General features: G+C 55.0%; 18 protein-coding genes and 4 tRNA genes. 7 read left to right on the forward strand and 15 right to left on the reverse strand.

What is annotated here, in order from left to right; all coding sequences use genetic code 11:
* Positions 1–40 precede the first annotated feature (40 nt).
* Positions 41–2,641 carry an ATP-dependent chaperone ClpB gene (gene clpB, locus NQF64_RS08275; RefSeq protein ID WP_266107065.1) on the reverse strand — a complete coding sequence of 867 codons (2,601 nt, stop codon included), beginning with the start codon at positions 2,639–2,641 and terminating at the stop codon, positions 41–43.
* A gap of 195 nt (positions 2,642–2,836) precedes the next feature.
* Positions 2,837–3,439: a YqgE/AlgH family protein gene (locus tag NQF64_RS08280; protein ID WP_099027405.1), complete on the reverse strand. Its 603-nt coding sequence runs from the start codon at positions 3,437–3,439 to the stop codon at positions 2,837–2,839.
* Positions 3,440–3,522: 83 nt separating this feature from the next.
* Between NQF64_RS08280 and NQF64_RS08285 the strand changes: the two genes are divergently transcribed.
* Positions 3,523–4,284, forward strand: coding sequence for an SDR family NAD(P)-dependent oxidoreductase (locus tag NQF64_RS08285; protein ID WP_266107067.1), 762 nt, complete (start codon positions 3,523–3,525; stop codon positions 4,282–4,284).
* Positions 4,285–4,302: 18 nt separating this feature from the next.
* Here NQF64_RS08285 and NQF64_RS08290 read toward each other — a convergent pair whose 3' ends face one another.
* Together NQF64_RS08290 and NQF64_RS08295 are read right to left on the reverse strand one after the other, a co-directional pair.
* On the reverse strand, positions 4,303–6,108 hold the full coding sequence (locus NQF64_RS08290) for a DEAD/DEAH box helicase (RefSeq protein WP_266107112.1): 1,806 nt from the start codon (positions 6,106–6,108) through the stop codon (positions 4,303–4,305).
* A gap of 132 nt (positions 6,109–6,240) precedes the next feature.
* Positions 6,241–6,876 carry a class I SAM-dependent methyltransferase gene (locus NQF64_RS08295; protein ID WP_266107068.1) on the reverse strand — a complete coding sequence of 212 codons (636 nt, stop codon included), beginning with the start codon at positions 6,874–6,876 and terminating at the stop codon, positions 6,241–6,243.
* A 137-nt stretch (positions 6,877–7,013) separates the two neighbouring features.
* Here NQF64_RS08295 and dapF point away from each other — a divergent pair, with 137 nt between their 5' ends.
* The 3 genes from dapF to ftsY are packed head-to-tail and all read left to right on the forward strand — an operon-like array spanning position 7,014 to position 10,005.
* Positions 7,014–7,823, forward strand: a complete 810-nt coding sequence (gene dapF / locus NQF64_RS08300) for a diaminopimelate epimerase (RefSeq protein ID WP_155573858.1) — start codon at positions 7,014–7,016, stop codon at positions 7,821–7,823.
* Positions 7,820–9,046: a MiaB/RimO family radical SAM methylthiotransferase gene (locus tag NQF64_RS08305; protein WP_266107069.1), complete on the forward strand. Its 1,227-nt coding sequence runs from the start codon at positions 7,820–7,822 to the stop codon at positions 9,044–9,046. Before dapF ends, NQF64_RS08305 begins: the two co-directional genes overlap by 4 nt.
* Positions 9,047–9,090: 44 nt before the next feature.
* Complete coding sequence (ftsY, locus tag NQF64_RS08310; protein ID WP_155573860.1) at positions 9,091–10,005, forward strand: signal recognition particle-docking protein FtsY; 915 nt, start codon at positions 9,091–9,093, stop codon at positions 10,003–10,005.
* 92 nt (positions 10,006–10,097) lie between these two features.
* Here ftsY and NQF64_RS08315 read toward each other — a convergent pair whose 3' ends face one another.
* From NQF64_RS08315 to NQF64_RS08330, 4 genes are all read right to left on the reverse strand, one after another.
* On the reverse strand, positions 10,098–10,481 hold the full coding sequence (locus NQF64_RS08315; protein WP_266107070.1) for a hypothetical protein: 384 nt from the start codon (positions 10,479–10,481) through the stop codon (positions 10,098–10,100).
* Positions 10,482–10,571: 90 nt separating this feature from the next.
* Positions 10,572–11,861, reverse strand: a complete 1,290-nt coding sequence (locus NQF64_RS08320) for an adenylosuccinate synthase (protein ID WP_266107071.1) — start codon at positions 11,859–11,861, stop codon at positions 10,572–10,574.
* Positions 11,862–11,910: 49 nt separating this feature from the next.
* Positions 11,911–13,056 carry an ATP phosphoribosyltransferase regulatory subunit gene (locus tag NQF64_RS08325; protein WP_099027413.1) on the reverse strand — a complete coding sequence of 382 codons (1,146 nt, stop codon included), beginning with the start codon at positions 13,054–13,056 and terminating at the stop codon, positions 11,911–11,913.
* Positions 13,053–14,237: a phosphoserine transaminase gene (locus tag NQF64_RS08330; protein ID WP_266107114.1), complete on the reverse strand. Its 1,185-nt coding sequence runs from the start codon at positions 14,235–14,237 to the stop codon at positions 13,053–13,055. The genes NQF64_RS08325 and NQF64_RS08330 overlap by 4 nt, the downstream gene beginning before the upstream one ends.
* Before the next feature lie 107 nt (positions 14,238–14,344).
* Here NQF64_RS08330 and NQF64_RS08335 point away from each other — a divergent pair, with 107 nt between their 5' ends.
* Positions 14,345–16,015 carry a phosphoethanolamine transferase gene (locus tag NQF64_RS08335; protein ID WP_266107073.1) on the forward strand — a complete coding sequence of 557 codons (1,671 nt, stop codon included), beginning with the start codon at positions 14,345–14,347 and terminating at the stop codon, positions 16,013–16,015.
* A gap of 16 nt (positions 16,016–16,031) precedes the next feature.
* On the opposite strand, the gene NQF64_RS08340 is transcribed toward NQF64_RS08335, so the two are convergent.
* From NQF64_RS08340 to NQF64_RS08360, 5 genes are all read right to left on the reverse strand, one after another.
* A tRNA-Leu gene (locus NQF64_RS08340) sits at positions 16,032–16,116 on the reverse strand.
* A 92-nt stretch (positions 16,117–16,208) separates the two neighbouring features.
* Positions 16,209–17,114 carry an N-acetyl-gamma-glutamyl-phosphate reductase gene (gene argC / locus NQF64_RS08345; RefSeq protein WP_266107074.1) on the reverse strand — a complete coding sequence of 302 codons (906 nt, stop codon included), beginning with the start codon at positions 17,112–17,114 and terminating at the stop codon, positions 16,209–16,211.
* A gap of 20 nt (positions 17,115–17,134) precedes the next feature.
* Positions 17,135–17,644 carry a GNAT family N-acetyltransferase gene (locus tag NQF64_RS08350; protein ID WP_099027416.1) on the reverse strand — a complete coding sequence of 170 codons (510 nt, stop codon included), beginning with the start codon at positions 17,642–17,644 and terminating at the stop codon, positions 17,135–17,137.
* 21 nt (positions 17,645–17,665) lie between these two features.
* Positions 17,666–19,345 carry an energy-dependent translational throttle protein EttA gene (gene ettA, locus NQF64_RS08355; protein ID WP_099027417.1) on the reverse strand — a complete coding sequence of 560 codons (1,680 nt, stop codon included), beginning with the start codon at positions 19,343–19,345 and terminating at the stop codon, positions 17,666–17,668.
* Positions 19,346–19,461: 116 nt separating this feature from the next.
* Positions 19,462–19,535: transfer RNA gene (locus NQF64_RS08360), tRNA-Ile, on the reverse strand.
* 179 nt (positions 19,536–19,714) lie between these two features.
* Between NQF64_RS08360 and ppa the strand changes: the two genes are divergently transcribed.
* Complete coding sequence (ppa, locus tag NQF64_RS08365; RefSeq protein WP_099027418.1) at positions 19,715–20,239, forward strand: inorganic diphosphatase; 525 nt, start codon at positions 19,715–19,717, stop codon at positions 20,237–20,239.
* A 137-nt stretch (positions 20,240–20,376) separates the two neighbouring features.
* Here the strand turns inward: ppa and NQF64_RS08370 are convergent.
* Both NQF64_RS08370 and NQF64_RS08375 read right to left on the reverse strand, forming a co-directional pair.
* A tRNA-Gly gene (locus NQF64_RS08370) sits at positions 20,377–20,451 on the reverse strand.
* Between the two features lie 37 nt (positions 20,452–20,488).
* Positions 20,489–20,563, reverse strand: a tRNA-Gly gene (locus NQF64_RS08375).
* A gap of 174 nt (positions 20,564–20,737) precedes the next feature.
* On the opposite strand from NQF64_RS08375, the gene NQF64_RS08380 reads away from it, so the two are divergent.
* Positions 20,738–21,664, forward strand: a complete 927-nt coding sequence (locus NQF64_RS08380) for a tetratricopeptide repeat protein (RefSeq protein ID WP_266107075.1) — start codon at positions 20,738–20,740, stop codon at positions 21,662–21,664.
* Positions 21,665–21,687 lie beyond the last annotated feature (23 nt).

Raw genomic sequence — 21,687 nt, forward strand, 5'->3', positions numbered from 1 at the left:
GCCCGTTTTGGGCGGTTTTTTACCAAGTTACCTCCTCCGCTTAGCTCTGAGCGGTGGCATGTCCATTTATGAGCAACCCTTGCTCATTAGCGGAGATTGTCACCTCATCCCCATCATGGATGGTCCCTTCTAACAGGAGGCCCGCAAGGGGGTTCTGTAACTCACGCTGGATGACCCGCTTTAATGGGCGCGCACCATAGACGGGATCATACCCAGCCTCGGCCATCCACTCCCGTGCTTTATCATCCAAAGAGAGGGTGATTTTGCGATCAGCCAGAAGATGCCGCAGCCGCCCAAGCTGAATCTCCACAATTTGCCCCATATCGGCCCGTTGGAGACGGGAGAACAGGATGATCTCGTCCAGACGATTAAGGAACTCCGGCCGGAAATGCGCCCGGACAACCTCCATCACCTCATTACGAACGGACTCGGTGGATTCGCCATCCTTCTGATGCGCTAGAATCTCAGAGCCGAGATTGCTCGTCAGCACGATGATGGTATTGCGGAAATCCACCACACGGCCTTGCCCGTCTGTCAGACGGCCATCATCAAGCACCTGAAGTAAGATGTTAAAGACATCCTCATGCGCTTTCTCCACCTCATCAAAGAGGATGACCTGATAAGGACGACGCCGTACGGCCTCGGTCAACACACCGCCTTCATCATAACCGACATAGCCCGGAGGGGCCCCGATGAGACGAGAGACGGAGTGCTTCTCCATAAACTCGCTCATATCAATCCGCAGCAAGGCGCGTTCATCATCAAAGAGAAACTGCGCGAGCGTCTTGGCAAGCTCGGTTTTACCCACACCGGTAGGGCCGAGGAACAAGAAGGAACCAATCGGGCGGTTGGGGTCCTGCAAGCCCGCACGCGCACGACGCACTGCGTTAGAGACAGCAACCAAGGCTGATTCCTGCCCTACGACACGCTCCCGCAAGACGGATTCCATACGCATGAGTTTGGACCGCTCACCTTCTAGCATCCGGTCCACGGGCACACCTGTCCAACGGGAGACAACCGCAGCGATGCCTTGGTCTGTCACCGTATCGGCAAAAAGGCCGGTTTCATCCGCTTGTGCTTCAGCCTGCTGGGCTTGCTCAATCTGGCGCTCTAGCTCAGGGATGCGGCTATACATCAACTCAGAGGCCCGTTGGAGATTCCCCTGACGTTGCGCGACCTCAACCTCTGAGCGTGCATGGTCGAGTTCTTCCTTATATTTTTGCACAGCATTCATGCGGTCTTTCTCCGCATGCCACGCTGCACTCATCGCATCGGACTTCTCTTGTAGGTCGGCAAGCTCCGCCTCCAACGCTTCGAGCCGCTCACGAGAGGCTGTGTCATCCTCTTTGCGAATCGCCTCACGCTCAATCTTGAGCTGGATGATGCGGCGGTCTAGCTCGTCCAAAGCCTCTGGCTTGCTGTCGATCTGCATCCGCAGGCGGCTCGCGGCCTCGTCAATCAGGTCGATGGCTTTATCGGGGAGGAAGCGGTCCGTGATGTAGCGATTGGACAGCGTGGCGGCTGAGACCAAAGCGTTATCGGTAATCCGCACCCCATGATGCAGCTCGTACTTCTCCTTAATCCCGCGCAGGATGGAGATTGTATCCGCCACAGAGGGCTCACCCACAAAAACCGGCTGGAAGCGGCGTGCGAGGGCGGCATCCTTCTCGATATATTTTCGGTATTCATCCAGCGTTGTGGCCCCAAGGCAGTGCAACACACCGCGGGCGAGTTCTGGCTTGATGAGGTTGGATGCATCCATCGCCCCGCTAGAACGACCGGCCCCAACAAGGGTGTGCATCTCATCAATAAAGAGGATGATTTGCCCCTCGGCACTTTCAATTTCTTTGAGGACGGCCTTCAGACGTTCTTCAAACTCACCTTGATATTTCGCACCGGCAATCAATGCGCCCATATCGAGGGAAAGCAGCTTCTTATTGCGCAAAGCCTCTGGCACATCGCCATTAACGATGCGTAGAGCCAGCCCCTCCACAATGGCGGTTTTACCAACGCCGGGTTCGCCAATCAGTACCGGGTTGTTCTTGCTGCGGCGTGCCAGCACTTGGATAGCACGGCGAATCTCCTCATCACGCCCGATGACGGGGTCCAGCTTACCTTCCTGCGCTTGGGCTGTGACATCACGCGCATATTTCTTCAACGCATCGAAGTTATTTTCAGCCGAGGCTGAATCAACTGTACGGCCTTTGCGTACAGCGGCAATGGCCCCTTCTAACGCTTGAGCGGACGCTTTGCCCTGCCGCAGAGCCTCCCCGGCGGGGGTTTTGCTCGCAGCAATGCCCGCTAAAAGACGGTCCTGCGCGACATAGCTATCACCGGCGGCTTTAGCAGCAGCCTCTGCACCATCTAAGACGCGTACAAAATCCGGTGTTGGTTGAGGTTGTGACGCCCCACTGCCTTGCACGGTTGGCAATTTTGCCAACGCGACATCATTAGCGTGTTGAACAGATTTAGGGTCACCCCCTGCTGCACGAATCAGGCCCGCAGCGGCCCCTTGCTCATCATCCAACAGGGCCTTGAGCAAATGCTCTGGCGTTAATTGCTGGTGATAATCACGCAGAGCAATGGTCTGAGCCGCTTGAATGAAGCCTTGGCTCCGCTCTGTAAACTTCTGAATATCCATAATCTTGCCTCTCCGTCTCGCCCCATTTTTGGCAGCGATGAATGTTCAGCCTGCCCCATTATGGCGACATGCTGTGCCTAAAATTTAGGCACGATGACGCCTATTTCAAGAGGGCGTTCCGAGATTATCCCCACATCAATTATGTGAGCCGAAATGAGGCTTATGGCAATGGAAGGGCAGCTTTGCGTGTTACGCTTAGGCCTCCCCTACAGATGCAGAGAGTGAAGCGGGCTCCAGCCCTACGCTGGCTAAAGCGCGTTGCCATTTTGAGGAAGGGTCCACGTCAAAGATAATATCGGCCTGTGCCGGGGCGACATACCACGCATTGCCGTGGAGAATCTCCTCCTCCAACTGTCCGGCCGCCCATGCTGCATGACCAAGAAGGAGCATAGCTTGCTCTGGCCCCCGCCCTGCGGCGAGCTCTTTAATCATCTCAAGGCTTGCGCTGACCTCTGCCACGGGGCCTTCTTCCGCCAGAACGGAGAGACGACGCTTAGCCCCTTGCTCGCCCAAAGAGGTGGGCGTGTGGAGGACAAAGCCACGTCCTGGCTCTACCGGCCCACCAACACCGACACCAAATAAGCGTTGTGGTGGGTTGGGTGAGACATCAAGCTGTCTGAGCAGCTCGCCAATATCTGGGTGGGTGAGACGGCGATTAACAATCATCCCCATCGCCCCAGCCTCCGCAGAGTGCGCGCAGAGATAAATGACGGTTTGAGCAAACTCCGTCCCCGCCAAAACAGGGCTGGCAATGAGCAAACGGTCCGTCAATATCTCATGAGGGGCAAGAATCGGCATGAACACCTCTTACAAACAATATGAGCAGCCATCATAACAAGATATAGTGCTGTTTTTACACATCATAGAGCGGAGTGCGCACTATGTCGCCATCACAGATTATTCTCGTCACAGGGGCTACGGCAGGCTTTGGCCATACAATAGCCACGCGCCTTGTTAAAGAAGGGCATCGTGTCATCGGGACAGGCCGCCGGGGTGAGCGACTCGCTGCTCTCCATAAAGAATTGGGCGCGCACTTTCTCCCCCTCACATTAGATATGCAGGACCATACCGCCCTGCGCGCACTGCCAGACAGCTTGCCAGAGGAATGGCGGGCTATTGATGTCCTCATCAATAATGCCGGTCTTGCTTTGGGTGTAACCCCTGCCCAAGAGTCCTCCATTGAGGATTGGGAGACCATGATTGGCACCAACATCTCCGGCCTTGTGGAAATTACCCACGCAATCTTGCCGGGTATGGTGGCGCGTAACCGTGGTTATATTATCTCCATCGGCAGTACGGCAGGGCATTACGCATATCGCGGGGGGAATGTTTATGGGGCGACAAAAGCCTTCGTTGCCCAATTTATGAAGAATCTACGCACAGACCTGCTCGGCACGGCTTTACGCAGCACAACTATTGAGCCCGGTCTTGTGGGCGGTAGTGAGTTTAGCAATGTGCGTTTGCGTGACGATGCCAAAGCCCGCGCTGTTTATGAAAATGCAACGCCACTCATGCCTGCTGATATTGCCGAGACCGTCTCATGGTTGATTAACCTCCCCGCCCATATGAATGTAAATCATTTAGAGATTATGCCTGTCTGCCAAGCATCGGGTGGTTTAGCGGTCATCAAAAAGGAGGGGTAAGCCCCCTCCCTTATGACATCAGCTACGGCGGCGGGAGGATTTCTCCCCATTACGCGCGGGGCCAGAACGACGCTTTGAAGACGGGGGACCACTGCGGCCCTCTCGTCCTTCCCGCCCCTCACGACGCCCCCCACCGCCGGGGCCGCCAAAACGTCCTTTCGGGGCCCCAAAACGGCGGCCCGGCGGGCCACCACGCCCACGGCGCGGGCCTGCCCCACCAGCGGGGGCCTCGGCAGGCTCGATAGTGACTTCATCCTTATCCGCCCCAGCGCGACAGGCATTAAACCGCGCGACTTTTTCATCAGAAATCTGGAACAGCGTATCCTCTTGCTGGATGCGGATGCTGCCAATATCGCGCTTCTGCACCCCACCGAGGCGGCAAATGAGAGGGATCAACCATTTAGGGTCAGCCTTCTCGCTACGGCCCACACCAAGGCGGAACCACGAACCGGACATATCATGCCCACGGCCCGTGCCCTCACGCGCAGCCCCACGAGTTGGAGGCTCCACCGAGACAGGACGAATATGCTCCACGCGCGGTAGATGCGCTTTATGAAAGCCCACTAACGCACGGGCTAAATGAGCGGCATCAAACTGCTCGACTAACTTTGCCACAATCTCCTCTGGGACAGAGGCATCAACCTCGCCTGTCAAGATTGGGTCTTCTAACAAACGTTGAGCGTCTTTCTCGGCAATGGCTTCTGCTGTGGGGACAGGCTCCCACTCTGCTTTAACGCGAGCTTGGGCGAGCACGCGCTCCGCTTTACGCCGTTGGTTAAACGGCACCATCAACACGCTCACCCCCTTACGCCCTGCACGGCCTGTCCGACCAGAGCGATGCAAGAAGGTATCGGAGGATGAAGGCACACTCGCATGTACAACAAGCCCCAAAGCGGGGACATCAATCCCACGCGCTGCGACATCCGTTGCCACGCATACACGCGCTGCCCCAGAGCGTAGGCTCTCAATCGCGCGGGAACGCTCATTCTGACCCATTTCGCCAGAAATGGCGACCGAGGCAAAGCCACGCTCTAGCAAGGCGGCTTGCACCTGATTCACCAAAAGCCGCGTATTGCAGAACACCATAGCGGTTTGGCTCTCATAGTAACGCAGCACATTAACGAGCGACCGCTCCACCTCTTGCGGGGCTGTAACCACGCAACGATGGGTGATATCGGCATGTTGCTTTTGGCCGGAGACGGTATCAATCCGCTTAGCCTCTTTTTGATAACGCCGTGCCAGAGAGGCAATTTCCCGCGCGATGGTGGCGGAGAATAAAAGGGTGCGGCGGTCCTTAGGGGAGGCGTCCAGAAGTTGTTCTAACTCCTCCCGGAAGCCCATATCCAACATCTCATCAGCTTCATCCAGCACGACAACGCGCAAAGCTGCGAGATTGAGCTTACCACGGGAGAGATGGTCACAAAGCCGCCCCGGTGTGCCAACAACAATATGCGCCCCACTGGTAAGGGCGCGGGCTTCCCGGCGGGCATCTGTCCCGCCGATGCAGCTCGCAATACGCGCGCCTGTCTCACCATATAGCCAAGAAAGCTCTGCCTGCACTTGCATAGCAAGCTCCCGCGTAGGGGCGATGACTAAAGCAAGCGGTGCTTTTGTAGGGGCCATCTGGTCCCCCTCACCCAATAAATCGGAGGAGAAGGCTAGACCAAAAGCAACCGTCTTGCCGGAGCCTGTTTGTGCGGAGACGAGCAGGTCCCGCCCCTCCAACGCTGGCTCTAATACGGCCTCTTGCACGGGCGTTGGCTGCTCATAGCCACGCGTTGCGAGGGCGCGAGTTAAGGCGGGATGGGTATCGGGAAAAGGCATCGTCAAAGAACACTCGGTCATACACGGGCTGTTACGAACCAAAATATAACAGCTAGAAAAGCGGTAAATACTCCTTTACCTGCCACAAAGCCAGAGAAGATCACCACCAAATTAAAAAGCAGCGCGTCCGCTTCAACTTCCAGCGGGGCAGCGGCCTATCACAGCATGTACAGTATCTTGCCATGCAGTAAGGTCTTCTGGGGGGACAACCTCGCCTGTATCAAGCTCCACAAAGCCTGCACGCTGCATTAATGCGCTGGTGAGGCGTACGCGGTCCTCTGGCTCCAACGCTTGCCAAATGGCCACGGCTTTGGCAGGGACGAATCTGTCGGAAAAACTGATAATCAGCGGGGCACCGGGGCGGAGGATGCGGCGTATCTCCTCCAAAACCTGTTGTGGCTTAGTGAGATACGCCATGCCATCACATAGCAACGCCCCATCAAAACTCGCATCATCAAATGGTAGGGATGTATCTTGGTTGAGGTCCTGCTCCTTAAAGGACGTCAATGCAGGATTCGCCTGCAAGGCGGCTTTATGAACATCAATCCCGATGAACTCTTGAAAGGTCGCATCCTCTGGCAAATGGCTCATCGCCCCGCACATAAGGTCTAAACTACGCCCCCCTACTGGTAGGGCTGTACGATACAGGGCTGTAATGGCTGTACGCGCGCCCATATCCATTAATGAATCTAAATCCTGCCGGGCCCAGAAGCTTTTATCTGGCTCGGCTGAGGCTTGTGTAAATGCTTTCTCGTGTAAGCCTTGCACGGTGCTCCCTTCCTTTACTCGCTAGGTCGGTCATTATCATAGATAAAGAAAAAATGCGCTCACTATAACGGGGCATTTTACCCCAGCCCCACAAGCTTATAAAAGAGAGCCATCTCATCCATCTCTAGGAGGGCCTTATGGGCATGTCCTTTACGAAAATGCACGGATTAGGGAATGATTTTGTCATTCTTGATGGCAGAAGGACCCCCCTTACCCTGCCCTCCACCTTGATAAGCCGTTTATGTAACCGCCAACGCGGCATTGGCTGTGACCAGCTCGTCACGCTCTCCCCGCCCACACGCGCCGGGGCGGATGTGTTGGTCCGCTTCTTCAACCCTGATGGGTCAGAGGCGGGGGCGTGTGGTAATGCCTCCCGCTGTGTTGCCGCCTTATTAGGGGGGAACCCTACATTACAAACCCAAAATGGCCTCCTCCCCACATCACAAACAGACGGTCTTGTTTCTGTCCTCATGGGTAAGCCTCATCTGGACTGGCAAAGCATCCCCCTCGCCAATGCGTGTGATACAGCCCATCTCCCCCTTTATGATGGGGCTGCATGCTCTATGGGCAATCCCCATCTCACGCTCTTTCGTTCTATCGAAGATGCCGCCACACTTGGCCCTGTTTTGGAGACGGACCCGCTCTTTCCCGAGCGTGCCAATATCGGCTTTGCGGACATACAATCCCCCACCCATCTGCGCTTGCGTGTGTGGGAGCGCGGAGCGGGGCTGACCCTTGCTTGTGGCTCTGGTGCCTGTGCGGCTGTTGTCAATGCTGCTCGGCGCGGCCTTGTGGAACGGACCTGCCTTGTCAGTATGGAATGTGGCTCTCTTACCATCACATGGCAGGATGATGACTATGTGCTCATGACAGGCCCCGCCCAACATGTGTTCACCGGTACGTTAGATGAGACATGGCTGGCAGAAGGGCAGGCCCCCGCCCTATGAGTGTTACACTTCTCACCTTTGGCTGCCGCCTAAATGCGCATGAAAGTGACGCGATGGAACATCTTGCCCGGCAGGGGTTAGGGCAAGAGGGGCAAACCATCATCGTCAATAGTTGCACTGTTACAGCCGAGGCCGAGCGGCAAGCCCGGCAGGCTATTCGCCGCGCTCATCGGGAGAATCCCTCAGCGCGCATCATTGTAACTGGATGTGCCTCCGAGCGTGCAGCAGAGGCTTGGGCCGCTTTACCCGGTGTTGCGAAGGTTATCCCCAATACGGAAAAGACACATCCCTCCACATGGGGTTTGCCGGAGGAGGCAGGCCGTACCCCACCGCCTTCCCGCTATATTCGGGCGTTACTGCAAGTACAGCAAGGCTGCGATAATGATTGCACCTTCTGCGTTATTCCAACTGGGCGGGGGCAATCGACCTCTATGCCCTTAGCGGACATCATTCCCAAAGCGCGTGCCCTGACAGAGGCAGGGCATTGTGAGATTGTCCTTACAGGGGTGGATATTGCCTCATGGCAGCATGGGGGACAGGGGTTGGGGCAGCTCTGCCGTCATCTTTTGGATGAAGTGCCAGAGATTGCCCGTTTGCGGCTTTCCTCCATCGACCCCATGATTCTTACCCCTAAAGAAGGCGACCATGCTTTATGGCAGCTCATCGCTGATGAGCCACGCTTTATGCCGCATCTGCATTTATCGCTCCAAGCGGGGTCGGACCTCATCCTCAAACGCATGAAACGCCGCCATAATACGCAGGATGTCGCAAAGTTAGTGCAGCATGTGCGCCGCTTGCGGCCTGATGCAGGCTTTGGGGCGGATGTGATTGCGGGCTTCCCAACGGAGACGGAGGCGTTATTCCAAGAGACATATGAGTTCCTCGCCGAGCAGGCTATCCCTTTCCTCCATGTCTTTCCCTATAGCGAACGACCTGGCACGCCAGCAGCACGCATGCCCTCTATTCCGCGTGCCATTCGCCAAGAACGTGCAGCGAAACTTCGCCACTTAGGCCATGAGGTGAGAGAGCAGTTCCTCCGCCGCTTTATTGGGCAGGAAAAAACAGTCCTTATGGAAAGCCCCACAAGCGGCCATACGCCAGAATTCGCCGCCTTTACCCTCACCTCTGCCCCACAAAACATGCCCCCTACTCAACGCGGGCGGTTAGAGCGCATCCGCATTCTAAAGGTGCAGGATGGTCTTTTATTGGCAGAAATCCTCTAGGAAGGGCTTGACGGCTCCCCCTTTCTCACACCAAGTCGTCTGCTATGGCTGGATTTTTCTCACGACTCAAACAGGGTCTCTCCCGTTCAAGCGCGCGCCTTAATGCGGTGTTTGTAAAACGGCAACTTGATGATGCCACTCTTGAAGAATTGGAAGATGAGCTGATTGCGGCTGATCTGGGCCCGGCAGTTGCGGAGCGGATTATAGAGCAGTTCCGCCAGAAAAGCTTTGGGGAGGATATTACCCCAGAGGAAATCCGCCAGACCCTCGCTGCAGAAATCTCCCGCGTATTGGAGCCTGTGGCCCGCCCCTTTGCGCTAGACACCACAAAAAAGCCCCATGTTGTGCTGGTGGTGGGTGTTAATGGTGTGGGCAAGACGACAACCATTGGCAAAATCGCACATCATTATCATCAAGAGGGGAAATCCGTGATGATGGTGGCCGGCGATACCTTCCGCGCGGCGGCGGTAGAGCAACTCCAAATCTGGGGGGAGCGCACGCACTCACCCGTTATAGCGGGCAAGGCGGGGGGGGATGCCGCAGGCCTTGCTTATGATGGGCTAAAACGCGCAACGGAGGAGCAAGCCGACCTTCTCCTTGTTGATACAGCTGGGCGATTGCATAACCGCCAAGCTTTAATGGATGAATTGGCCAAAATCATCCGCGTGATGCAAAAGTTTGACCCCACAGCCCCCCATAGTGTGTTGCTTGTCCTAGATGCCACAACAGGCCAAAACGCCCTAGAGCAAGTGCGCGTCTTTCGCGACCTCGTCAATGTCAGTGGGTTAGTCGTCACTAAGCTGGATGGCTCTGCCCGTGGGGGTATTGTGGTCGCCTTGGCCGAGCAATTTAAGTTGCCGGTTCATCTCGTTGGTGTTGGCGAACAGGCAGAGGACCTCCGCCCCTTCTCCGCTACTGATTATGCCCGTGGCTTAGTGGGTGACGTACCAACGCAATAACCGCCCCTACCGATAAAAGGATATGACATTAAAAAAGGAGTGCCTCCATGACGGGCACTCCTTTTTTCATCCTACTCTCTTAAAAAGAAGGATTAGTCAGCTACGCCGCTATGGGTAGCAATCTTGGATTCTGCAAATGTATGGTGCCAAACATGCCCTTTATCATCAAAAATAAGCAGCACTGTTTTGGCTTTACCATGCCTACCATTAGAGAAAGCTGAGTAATAGGGAATGTAATTCTCCCCATTCTCGTGCAGAGTTTTAAACTCGTACTTCCAGACCTCACGACCGCCATCAGTGTAATTAATCTCCAGCGGGTCGCCAAACATGGCCTTAACCTGATCCTTGGTTGTCACACCATCTTGGATTTTTTGATCAATCGTTGCAGCCGTCTCATTCTTAATGGCCCGATTGCCGTAAGATGAACAACCTGCCAGCACAAGAGCCATCGCCCCTGCACATAATAATTTCCGCATCGAACTTACAATTCCTCTCAATAGAAGATTCATGCCATACCAGCCCAGTTATGCAACGGGCTGGCACTCACATAACACAATCCCGGCCATTCAACCCTCAAATGGGTCTGTTACCAAAATTGTATCCTCACGTTCCGGGCTGGTGGAAAGCAGCGTGACAGGCGCGCCAATCAATTCCTCAATCCGGCGCACATATTTAATCGCCTGAGCGGGGAGTTCTGCCCAAGAACGCGCACCACCTGTTGTTTCATCCCAGCCCGGCATGGTCTCCAAAACTGGCTTCACACGGGCCTGCGCCCCCGGTGCAGAGGGGAAGTGCTCTATCCTCTGCCCATCTAGCTCATACCCAACGCAAATGGAGACCTCTTTCATACCATCGAGGATGTCCAGCTTTGTCAGCGCAACACCACTCACGCCCCCAACGCGCACGGCCCGGCGGACCATGGCCGCATCAAACCAACCACAACGGCGCGGACGGCCTGTCACAGTGCCAAACTCATGCCCGCGCTCGGCCATGCCTTTGCCGACATCATCAAATAATTCAGACGGGAATGGCCCCTCCCCCACGCGGGTTGTGTACGCCTTAGCAATCCCCAACACAAAACCGACCGATTTCGGGCTCATCCCGCTCCCAGAAGCAGCAATCGCCGCCACTGTGTTGGAGCTGGTCACGAAGGGGTAAGTCCCGTGGTCCACATCCAGCATGACAGCTTGTGCGCCCTCAAACAGGATGCGCTTCCCAGCGCGGTCGGCCTCGGCAAGACGGTCCCACGCACGGCAGGCATAAGGCAGCAAACGCGGGGTAATTTCTTCAAGGAAGGCGAGGATCGCCTCCTTTGTGAAGGTCTCTGCCCCCAAGCCGGCTAAAAGCGTATTGTGATGGAGCAGCAGCTCATCAATCTTCCAATCCAGCGTGTCAGGCTCGGTCAGGTCACAAATGCGGATGGCACGGCGGGCTACTTTATCCTCATAAGCAGGGCCAATGCCGCGGCCTGTCGTGCCGATTTTATGGGTACCACGAGCCTGCTCACGCGCGCGATCCAACGCCCCATGCACAGGGAGAATCAAAGGAGCTGTCTCGGCTATCCAGAGTGTCTCTGGCGTGACGGTCAGGCCTTGCTCTGTCACGCGGTCAATCTCGCTCATCAAAGCTTTGGGGTCCACCACGACACCATTGCCGATGACGCCAATCTTCCCCCCGACTAAACCAGACGGCAGCAATGATAATTTATACACCTGATCATTAACGACCAGCGTATGGCCGGCATTATGCCCACCCTGAAAACGCACAACAATATCGGCACGGCTGGACAGCCAGTCCACAATCTTGCCTTTACCCTCATCGCCCCACTGGGTCCCGATTACGGTAACATTGGCCATAAGAATGCTCTTCCTTCAACGTCTCATAATGACGATCCCTACCCGCTTATTAGCGCGGCAGGGGGGTGGGTTGTTCATCTTTCCAGATATGACTGCACCGTAAATGATGCGCCTCCTGCTCCATCGCACTTGATTCCCCAAGCGATGCGATGGTGGCATAGCCTGCCTCATGCAGGCTGGACAAGTCCTTCTGTGCCATATGGGGGGGAACAAGGCAGCGTTTACGCCGTGGTGGTGGCTCTGCCACCCTTAAAAAAGCATGGGGATGAAGTGTCAACCCACATGCTGGCTCATCCCCTGCGAGATAACGCCCCCCACGTCCCAATTCCTCACGAGAATGTAGAGCAAAGACCGTTACACATACCCCAGTATGATACCGCCAACCTCGGAAATCAACCGGATCCACCGTCAAACGAGCCGTAGGTAGGCGTGCTAAAATCGCTGCCACATCTGCCCGTAAACGCGCCACAAAAGGGCGTAATTTATCAGGGAATGTCAGCGTCTCTAACTTCTGCAGCGCAATATGAGCCGGGCCAACAGCATCCATCATCCCTAAAAGCAACTCCGCCCATGCCCCACCATGCTCCCGCACGGCGGCGGCATCACGCCGGTCTAACGCATGGATAATCGCCTCACGCTCAGCCCCGCTAAAGCCATCCTCTATCAAGCTCCAAACCATAACAGGCATGGAAAGGTCAAAAGAGACATGAGCAATCCCCAATTTTGCAAGGGCCTCCGCCCCTAGAGCGATGACCTCGGCATCGGCCTCGGCTTTATCAGGGCCGATAAGCTCTATCCCCGCTTGGGAGATTTGACGCTGCCCCTCACGCCCCGGCGTGCCGATAACCACACAATCCCCCGCATAAGAAAGACGGAGCGGGCGCGGGCAATCCTGCATCCGCACCGCTGCAATACGGGCGATCTGCGTTGTCATATCCGGCCGCAATGCCATCATCCGATGCGAGGATGGATCTAACAAACGGAAGCTCTGCTCCGCCAAAGCCGCCCCGGACCCACTCAACAATGAGGCCTCAAACTCTAACAAAGGGGGACGGACGCGCTCATAGCCATGGCAGGAGAATACATCCATCACCGCTGCAAGGCCGCGGGCCTCTGCCTCGGCCTCGGCGGGGAGGAGGTCCACAAACCCCATAGGCAACAAAGCCGGGTTTGATAAATCTGGTGTCTCCATCATGCCCGCATGGCCTCTTCTGCAACGCACCCATAAGCCCAATCTAACCACGGTAAGAGGGCCTCTATATCCTCTGCCTCAACCGTGGCCCCACCCCAAATCCGTAATCCGGCAGGGGCATCACGATAACCAGCAAGGTCATAACCCGCTTGCTCGGCCTCTAAAAGGCTGGTCATCTTCTTAATCGCCGCAGAACGTTGGGCATCATCTAGAGCCTCAAACCACGGTGCGGTAATCTTTAAGCAAATAGAGGTGCAAGAGCGTGTCTCTTTTGTCGCGCTGAGGAAGGCCACCCAATCACGCTGAGCCACCCATGCCTCCACAAGGGCGAGATTCTTCCGCGCCCGTGCTTTCAGAGCCTCCAAACCACCAATGGATTCCGCCCAACGTAAGCTATCCAACGCATCTTCCACACATAACATGGAGGGGGTGTTGATTGTATCGCCGCGGAAGATAGCCTCATTCAGCCCTTTTTTATTCGTAAGGCGGAAAATCTTAGGCAAAGGCCGCTGGCTGCCCTCCTCCAACCGTTGTACAGCACGAGGGCTGAGTGCCACCATGCCATGCGCTGCCTCCCCCCCAAGGGCCTTCTGCCACGACCATGTCACAACGTCCAACCGTTCCCATGGCAGGTCCATCGCAAACGCAGCCGAGGTCGCATCGCAAATCACCAACCCTTCATGCTGGGCTGGCACCGCCTCAACCGAAGGAATGCACACGCCTGAGGTTGTGCCATTCCATGTCAGTACAACATCACGCGACCAATCGATCTGCGTCATATCGGGCAGGGAGCCATAGGGGGCTTCCAACACGCGGAGGTCATCTAATGCGAGGACATCGCGTAAATCCTGCGCCCATGTGCCAGAGAAGCTCTCAAAAGAGAGGACATCCACACCGCGTTGCCCTGCTATGGCCCACAAAATCATCTCCACTGCCCCCGTGTCAGAGGCTGGGACAATGCCAAGTTGCCAACCCTCTGGCATACCAAGCAAAGAGGCTGAGCGCGTTATCACCTCATGCAGCCGTGCGCGCCCTTCTGCCGCACGGTGCGACCGCCCAAGAAAAGCCCCTTTAAGGGCCTCAGGCGTCCAGCCGGGGCGTTTGACGCATGGGCCAGATGAGAAATACGGGCGTTGCGGACGGCGGGAAGGCTTAGCGGGGGGCATAACGGGTTGGTCATCCATCATTACGGTAAAGGATTATATTTTCTTTAGGTGTCACACGCATCATAAGGGGTCAAGCCAAACAGAGCATGATTGGCAGAACAACGCCGATTGCGTAAGACAAAACCATGACACAACGACCACACGCCAAAACAAGGCATTTTATCACCACAGCGTGGTTAGGGATTTATCTCCTCCTTAACCTCTTCGTCGCGAATAATTGTGAACTGGCACAACATAGGCTGGCTTTCAGCCTAGCCAGCCTTTCTTTGCCATTTTTTTTCTTATCCTGTGGGCGTTTTGTAGCCTGCTTATTTAGCCTGCCCCTCACGGCTATTGTGGTCGTTAACCTCTATATCATCATCCATTATCACAAAATCACTTATGATATTTGTATGGCCATCGCCGGGACAGATAGTGCCGACGCTGCCAATATGCTGCGGACGATCCCCATCACGTCCTTTTTACTCGCCGGATTACTCCTCGGAGGCGTGCTATACGCCACAGCACGAGCTGCGCGTTTTCGCCCTCTTTATGCCTTGTTCGGCCTTATAGGCTGCGCTCTTACCTTCACGATTGCTTTACATCGCCCTTTAAACCGCGATATTGCCGGGCATTATAATGTCGCCATTACATATGACAGCGTACATCGCCATTATATCAACAGCCCTTATTTTGCGAAAAATCTCGCTTTTTACGTCAACCTTCCCGGCTTTATTGGCACTAGCTTAGCAACTTTGGCCCTTAATCAAGGGTATCAACAAGCAAAAGCATACCGCCATAGCCTCACCTTCACCCCGCATGAGCACATAAACTCAGCTCTTCTACCAGGGCGTGTTGTGGGGGAGAAAAACATCATCCTCATCATCGGGGAATCAGACGCAGCACGCCATCACGGCCTTTATGGCTATACAGAGCAGGACACGACCCCACACCTGCGCACCCTCGCCGCACGAGGTGCACTCTGCGCCATTAGCAACGCCCATTCCGCTGCCAGCATGACACATAATGCTGTGCCGATGATGATCTCCTTCCTCACCCCGCAAAACCGCCGCGCTATCCTGACTGAGAAAAACCTCATCGAGCTCGCCCGCGCCCATGGCTATAAAACCTTATGGGTAGGAAGCCATGAGGGAACATCCCTCTATAACAGCCCGATTGGCTATCTCTCCAACTTTAGTGAACAGGTCGTCCGGCCCGATTACAGCACCCTCCCCCTCAGCGTGCGCGAACATGATGATGAGAGCCTCCTCCCTGTTCTCCAACATCAATTAGAAATTTATCGGCAGGAAGCAGCGGGGCATTTTATTATTATCCATCTCATTGGTAGTCACGTCTCATACCAGGAGAAAACAACCCCAGAGGACCGGCGCGCCCTACCCCATGCTGGGAGCTATGACCAAGCTATCCATCATGTGGACCATCTCATCGCAACGATTCTTCACATGGTGGAGCAGACATTACCCCATAGCACGCTCCTCTACAGCGCAGATCATGGGGAAATCCTCACCTCACCTGATAATGGTATGCATGGGGTTTATGATGGCGGCCAAGAGCAATATCGTATCCCTATCTATTTCGCAGGCCTACATCATGCCGCTTATTGCCAGCAGGCCGAGGCACTCCGCCAAACCGATGGGACATTCTCCCAACTTATGGAGAAATACATCCTCTTAACGATGATGGGTTATCAACTCGCCCCAGAGGCTCTACACGCAGCCCGGCAACAAGACCTCATCTTACATTCTGATGGGGAGACTTACGATTATAACCGGCTTCCCGGCCCCAAAGCCCCGTAACGGCTTTGGGAAATGATGGTGCGAAAGAGGGGACTCGAACCCCTATGCCTTGCGGCGGTCGATTTTGAGCCGACTGCGTCTACCAGTTCCGCCACTCTCGCCCATAATGCCCTACGCTCTCTACGAGGGATAGCCCGCTTATAAAAGATTCCGCCCTAAAGGACTAGAGGTGAAGAGAAAAAATCTTACCGGGTCACTCTTTCCCGCTCATCAACAAGATATTACGCATCGCCGCACCTGATGCTCCCTTGCCCAAATTATCTAACCGCGCTGTCAACAATGCCTGCCCGCTATGGCCGCTCACCCGCAGCTCCATATCATCACGTCCAGCAAGAGCATCGGCAGTTAATTTTGGCTCGGACTCTACAACGCGGATTGTTTGTGCATCCTTATAGAAAGCCTGCAAAGCCGCTGTAACATCCTCAATCATCGGGACACCGGGGAGAGAGACGAGATGCAAAGGAATGGACACTATCATCCCTTGGGGGAAATGCCCCACTGATGGCACAAAGAGCGGATTGCGCGTCAACCCGCTATAATGCGTCATCTCCGGTAAATGTTTGTGCTGTAGATTTAGGCCATATAAAAAGAAAGGCGGGCCACCTTCCGCCTCTTGCTGCTCAATCAACGCCTTACCACCGCCGCTATAACCTGAGACAGCATTGATGGAGATATGAGCATCCATCGGGATAATCCCCGCCTGCACAAGCGGGCGTAATAACGCGATCGCCCCCGTGGCATAACAGCCGGGGTTACTCACAAACCGCGCTTTACGGATACGCTCTGGTTGAGTCGAATCCAGCTCTGGCAAGCCATACACCCAATCCGGGTCCACACGATGAGCCGTACTCGCATCCAAAAAGCGCGTCTTGGTCCCGTGCCCTAAAGCCACAGCCTCACGCGCGGCATCATCAGGTAAACACAGCACGGTAATATCAGCCTGCGCCATAAGCTCTTGGCGGGCTTGAGGGTCCTTCCGGCGGGCAGGGTCGATGCTTAATAAAGTCAGAGCATAACGTTCCGCTACGGCCTCAATACGGCGGCGAATCCCAAGCCCTGTTGTTCCTGCCTCGCCATCAATAAATATGCGCGTCGTCATCCGGCTTGCCCCCCTTAGCCTCACCAATAGAACGGCGTCTGTCTTCTTTCATACACCAACATGGTGTGCCCGTCCCGCTCGAACTGGTCAAGAAGGCTCATACCGATACTGCCCAAGACAAGGCGTGAGGCACGATTATCTTCCCGCGCAACCGCCACGACACGCTCTATCCCCGTATCCAACACAAAATTGAGAGCAATAGCTGCGGCCTCTCGTGCGATTCCCCGCCCTGATGCCCATGGGAACAACGCAAAGCGCAGGCCCAGCCCGCGCCCATCGGGCCGCTCATGCACGCCCGTCATCCCGACAAAGCGATTCTGCTCAATGATGGAGAAAATACCAACGCCACGCTCGGCCCAAAAGGCGACATCCTCAGCCATCTCAGCCTCAGCTTGAGCACGACTCCGCACCCCGCCCAGCATAGAGCCAAAGGCCGCACCATCAGCCTTTAAACGGGCCATATCCTCCATATCCGGCCAATTTACAGGCCGGAGGAGGAGGCGCGCCGTCCGCAGCTCACTGCCTGCCACAATGCGCCGCCTTATAACGCATTAGCGCGCGATGGGACGATAACGAATCCGGCTCGGCTCCGTTGAATCCGGGCCTAAGCGGCGGCGTTTATCTTCCTCATATTGCTGGAAGTTACCCTCAAACCATTCCACATGGCTATCGCCCTCAAAAGCGAGGATATGCGTGGCCAGACGGTCCAAGAACCAACGGTCATGGCTGATGACCACAGCACAACCAGCAAAGGATTCCAACGCCTCTTCCAAAGCGCGAAGGGTATCGACATCTAGGTCGTTTGTTGGCTCATCCAGCAGGAGGACGTTATTATCCTCTTTAAGCATCTTTGCCAGATGCACGCGGTTACGCTCACCACCAGAGAGAACGCCAAGACGCTTTTGCTGGTCTGGCCCCTTAAAGTTAAACGCCCCAACATAAGCGCGGGAAGGTACAGCCCGCTTGCCAAGATGGATAACATCCGTCCCGCCGGAGATTTCCTCCCACACGGTTTTGCTATCATCAAGATCGTTACGGGATTGGTCAACATACCCCAACTTGACGGTATCACCGATTTTCAGCGAGCCAGAATCAGGCTGCTCTTGGCCGGTAATCATCTTAAAGAGGGTCGATTTCCCCGCCCCATTAGGCCCAATCACCCCAACAATGCCCCCCGGGGGCAGCTTAAAGTTGAGGTTATCAATCAACTGCCGGTCACCAAAGCCTTTGCAGAGATTCTCAGCCTCAATAACCGTCTGGCCTAGACGAGGGCCAGGTGTGATGACAATCTCCGCCGTGCTGCCAGCGGCATCCTGCCCTGCGGCCAGCATCTCCTCATAGCGCGTAATACGGGCTTTGCTCTTGGCCTGACGAGCTTTAGGCGAGCTGGAAATCCATTGTTGCTCGGCAGCGAGGGCACGCTGGCGGGCACTTTCTTCTTTCTCTTCCTGCGCGAGGCGTTTGCGTTTTTGCTCCAACCATGAGGAATAATTACCCTCGAATGGGTAACCACGCCCGCGCTCAATCTCCAAAATCCAGTTCGTGACATTGTCAAGGAAGTAACGGTCATGGGTGATGACCATCACCGTGCCTTTATACTCGCGCAATGTCTTTTCCAGCCACGCAACACTCTCGGCATCTAAATGGTTGGTCGGCTCGTCCAGCAGGAGAATATCGGGTTTCTCCAACAACAAACGGCATAGAGCCACGCGGCGTTTCTCACCGCCGGAGAGCTTATCAACAGGGCTATCAGCTGGGGGGCAACGCAGCGCATCAAGAGCAATCTCTAAATGACGGTCCAGCTCCCAGCCATCTTCTGCATCAATCTTCTCTTGGAGCTCGGCTTGTTCTGCCAAAAGAGCCGTCATCTCATCATCAGACATCGGCTCAGCAAACTTCATGGAAATCTCATTGAACCGCTCAACAGCCTTCTTCAACTCACCAAAGCCTTGAGCAGCATTCTCACCAACGGTCAAGTTCGGGTCGAGCTGCGGCTCTTGCTCCAAATAGCCGATGCGCACACCTTCAGCCGCCCAAGCCTCACCGCCGAACTCTTTCTCAATCCCTGCCATCACTTTAAGCAGGGTGGACTTACCCGCACCATTCACACCGAGGACACCAATCTTCACCCCCGGCAGGAAGGAGAGCGTAATCCCCTTAAATACCTCGCGGCCGCCCGGATAGGACTTTGTGACGTCCTTCATGACATAAACATACTGATAGGCGGCCATGGTAGCGGTCTCCCTCTTAAACGCGCGACAAGAATACAGAAAGCAGGGCCCTGCCCCCTGTTACCTTGGGGCGTTCTCCCAAAAATACAAATACGCCCCCTTATGGAAGCACCATCTGCGCCCGGCAGGACTCGAACCCGCAACCTAGCCGTTATGAGCGGCCAGCTCTAACCAATTGAGCTACAGGCGCATAGACATTCCGTCACATCGCCCAGACGCACTTTTTTTGCAACCCCTTCCGCATGAAAAACGTTCTTTCTTCCCTCTCCCACCCCCTCATAATGGCTCTGTAATACACATATACAAAGCTGAATGTATCCTTTATGGATACGCTTATCCGCCTACATAATCAGATCAATGGAGCATGGCATGGACGTTAGCAAAATTTCCCCCGGCAAAGATGTCCCTAATGACATCAATGTCGTTATTGAGATTCCTCAGGGCTCTCAAGTAAAGTACGAAGTTGATAAAGAGAGCGGGGCTGTTTTTGTGGATCGCTTCCTCTTTACCCCCATGGCTTATCCTGCCGCTTATGGCTTCATCCCCAACACACTCGCCGCTGATGGCGACCCGGTGGATGCCCTTGTTCTTACCCCGGCTGATGTCCTCCCCGGTAGTGTTATCCGTGCCCGGCCTATTGGCGTGCTGAAAATGGAAGATGAAAGCGGGCAAGATGAGAAGCTCATCTGCGTACCGCATGATAAAATCCACCCGCAATTCAGCACCGTGCAGTCTTTGGACCAACTGCCAGAGATTACCCTTAAAGCCATCGCCCATTTCTTTGAGCGTTATAAGGACTTAGAGCCTAATAAATGGGTAAAAGTCGCTGGATGGGGCGATAAAGCAGAAGCCGGCAAGGTGATTGAAGCAGCCCTCGCCGCAGCGAAGAAGTAAGTTCTACTCACATCTCTATAAAAGCGGGCTGTCTCTAAAAGGGGCGGCCCGTTTTTTATAAAGGCGTGCTACGCGCAGCGCAGCATAGCCATAAAAAAAACCACCTTGCCCTTAGCAACGTGGTTCTTCTACCGGTCTGGAGCGGGCGAAGGGATTCGAACCCTCGACCCCAACCTTGGCAAGGTTGTGCTCTACCCCTGAGCTACGCCCGCATCAGATTCTCTACCAACAACCCAAACTTTTATCACTTGGAGCGGGCGAAGGGATTCGAACCCTCGACCCCAACCTTGGCAAGGTTGTGCTCTACCCCTGAGCTACGCCCGCATCGTTGGTGGGAGGCTTATGCCCCAAAGCCATCCTTGATGCAATCCCTTACTAACATTTTATTTTCCCTCCGACAGTGCCATCCCCTTGCCACATGGCTCCTTTGCCTGTGCAAAGAGGCACAATAATTCTATCATCAAGGTCAGTTTTCTACACTACAAAGTCCTACCCATCATGCCAGAGTCTCTCTTTCCCCCTAAAGTGCCCATGGCCTCTCACGCGATAGAGGTGGATCATGCCAACTTCATGCAAGACGTAATTGAGGCCAGCACGACCACACCCGTCATGGTAGAGTTCTGGTCCTCTGCTTCAGCATTATGCCAAAAGCTCTCCCCTCGCTTAGCAAATGCTGTTCAGGCCCTAGAAGGGCGTATCACGCTCGCACGGTTAAACATCGACACAAATCGTCCGCTCGTCACCCAATTGGCGCAAATGGGCCTGCCATTACAATCTGTCCCGCTTGTTGTCGCCTTCTGGCAGGGGCAGGTGTGTGACCTCTTCCAAGGCACTCCCACCGACCCTCAGCTTAAAACATTCCTTGAGACACTCCTTAAAGACAGTGGACAAAGCCTACCGGCAGCACATTTATTGGAAAAAGCCAAAGAGGCCCTCCAAACGGGTGCATGGGCTGAGGCCACGAATCACTATACCAGCCTCTTAGAGACAGACCCCAACCACCCTGCCGCTTGGGCCGGTCTCATCCGCTGCATGATGGGCTTAGATGACCCAGACAGCGCAGAAGAAGCCGCACGCCAAATCCCCGAATCTTTGCTAACTGACCCGCTCATCTGCGAGGTAAAAACCGCCCTACACACTTTTCTTGAAGGCAAAAAAGCAGCCGGTAAACTCTCTCAATTACGCCAAGCTGTTGCCCAATCCCCCAAAGATACGACACTGCTCGCAGAGCTTGCCACCGCCCTCAATGGTGCAGGACAACGAGAAGAGGCAGCCCAACTCTTGCTCGACATCATCGCTCACGACAAGGAAGAAGCCAGACAGACGGCAAAGGCGCAATTGCTCACATTCTTTGAAAGTTGGGGCATGACTCATCCCGACACATTAACGGCACGACGTAAGCTCTCCTCGCTCCTTTTCTCATGACAAAGCACCCCTCATGACACCAT

This window comes from Bombella saccharophila, from assembly GCF_026385475.1.
Lineage (GTDB): Bacteria > Pseudomonadota > Alphaproteobacteria > Acetobacterales > Acetobacteraceae > Bombella > Bombella saccharophila.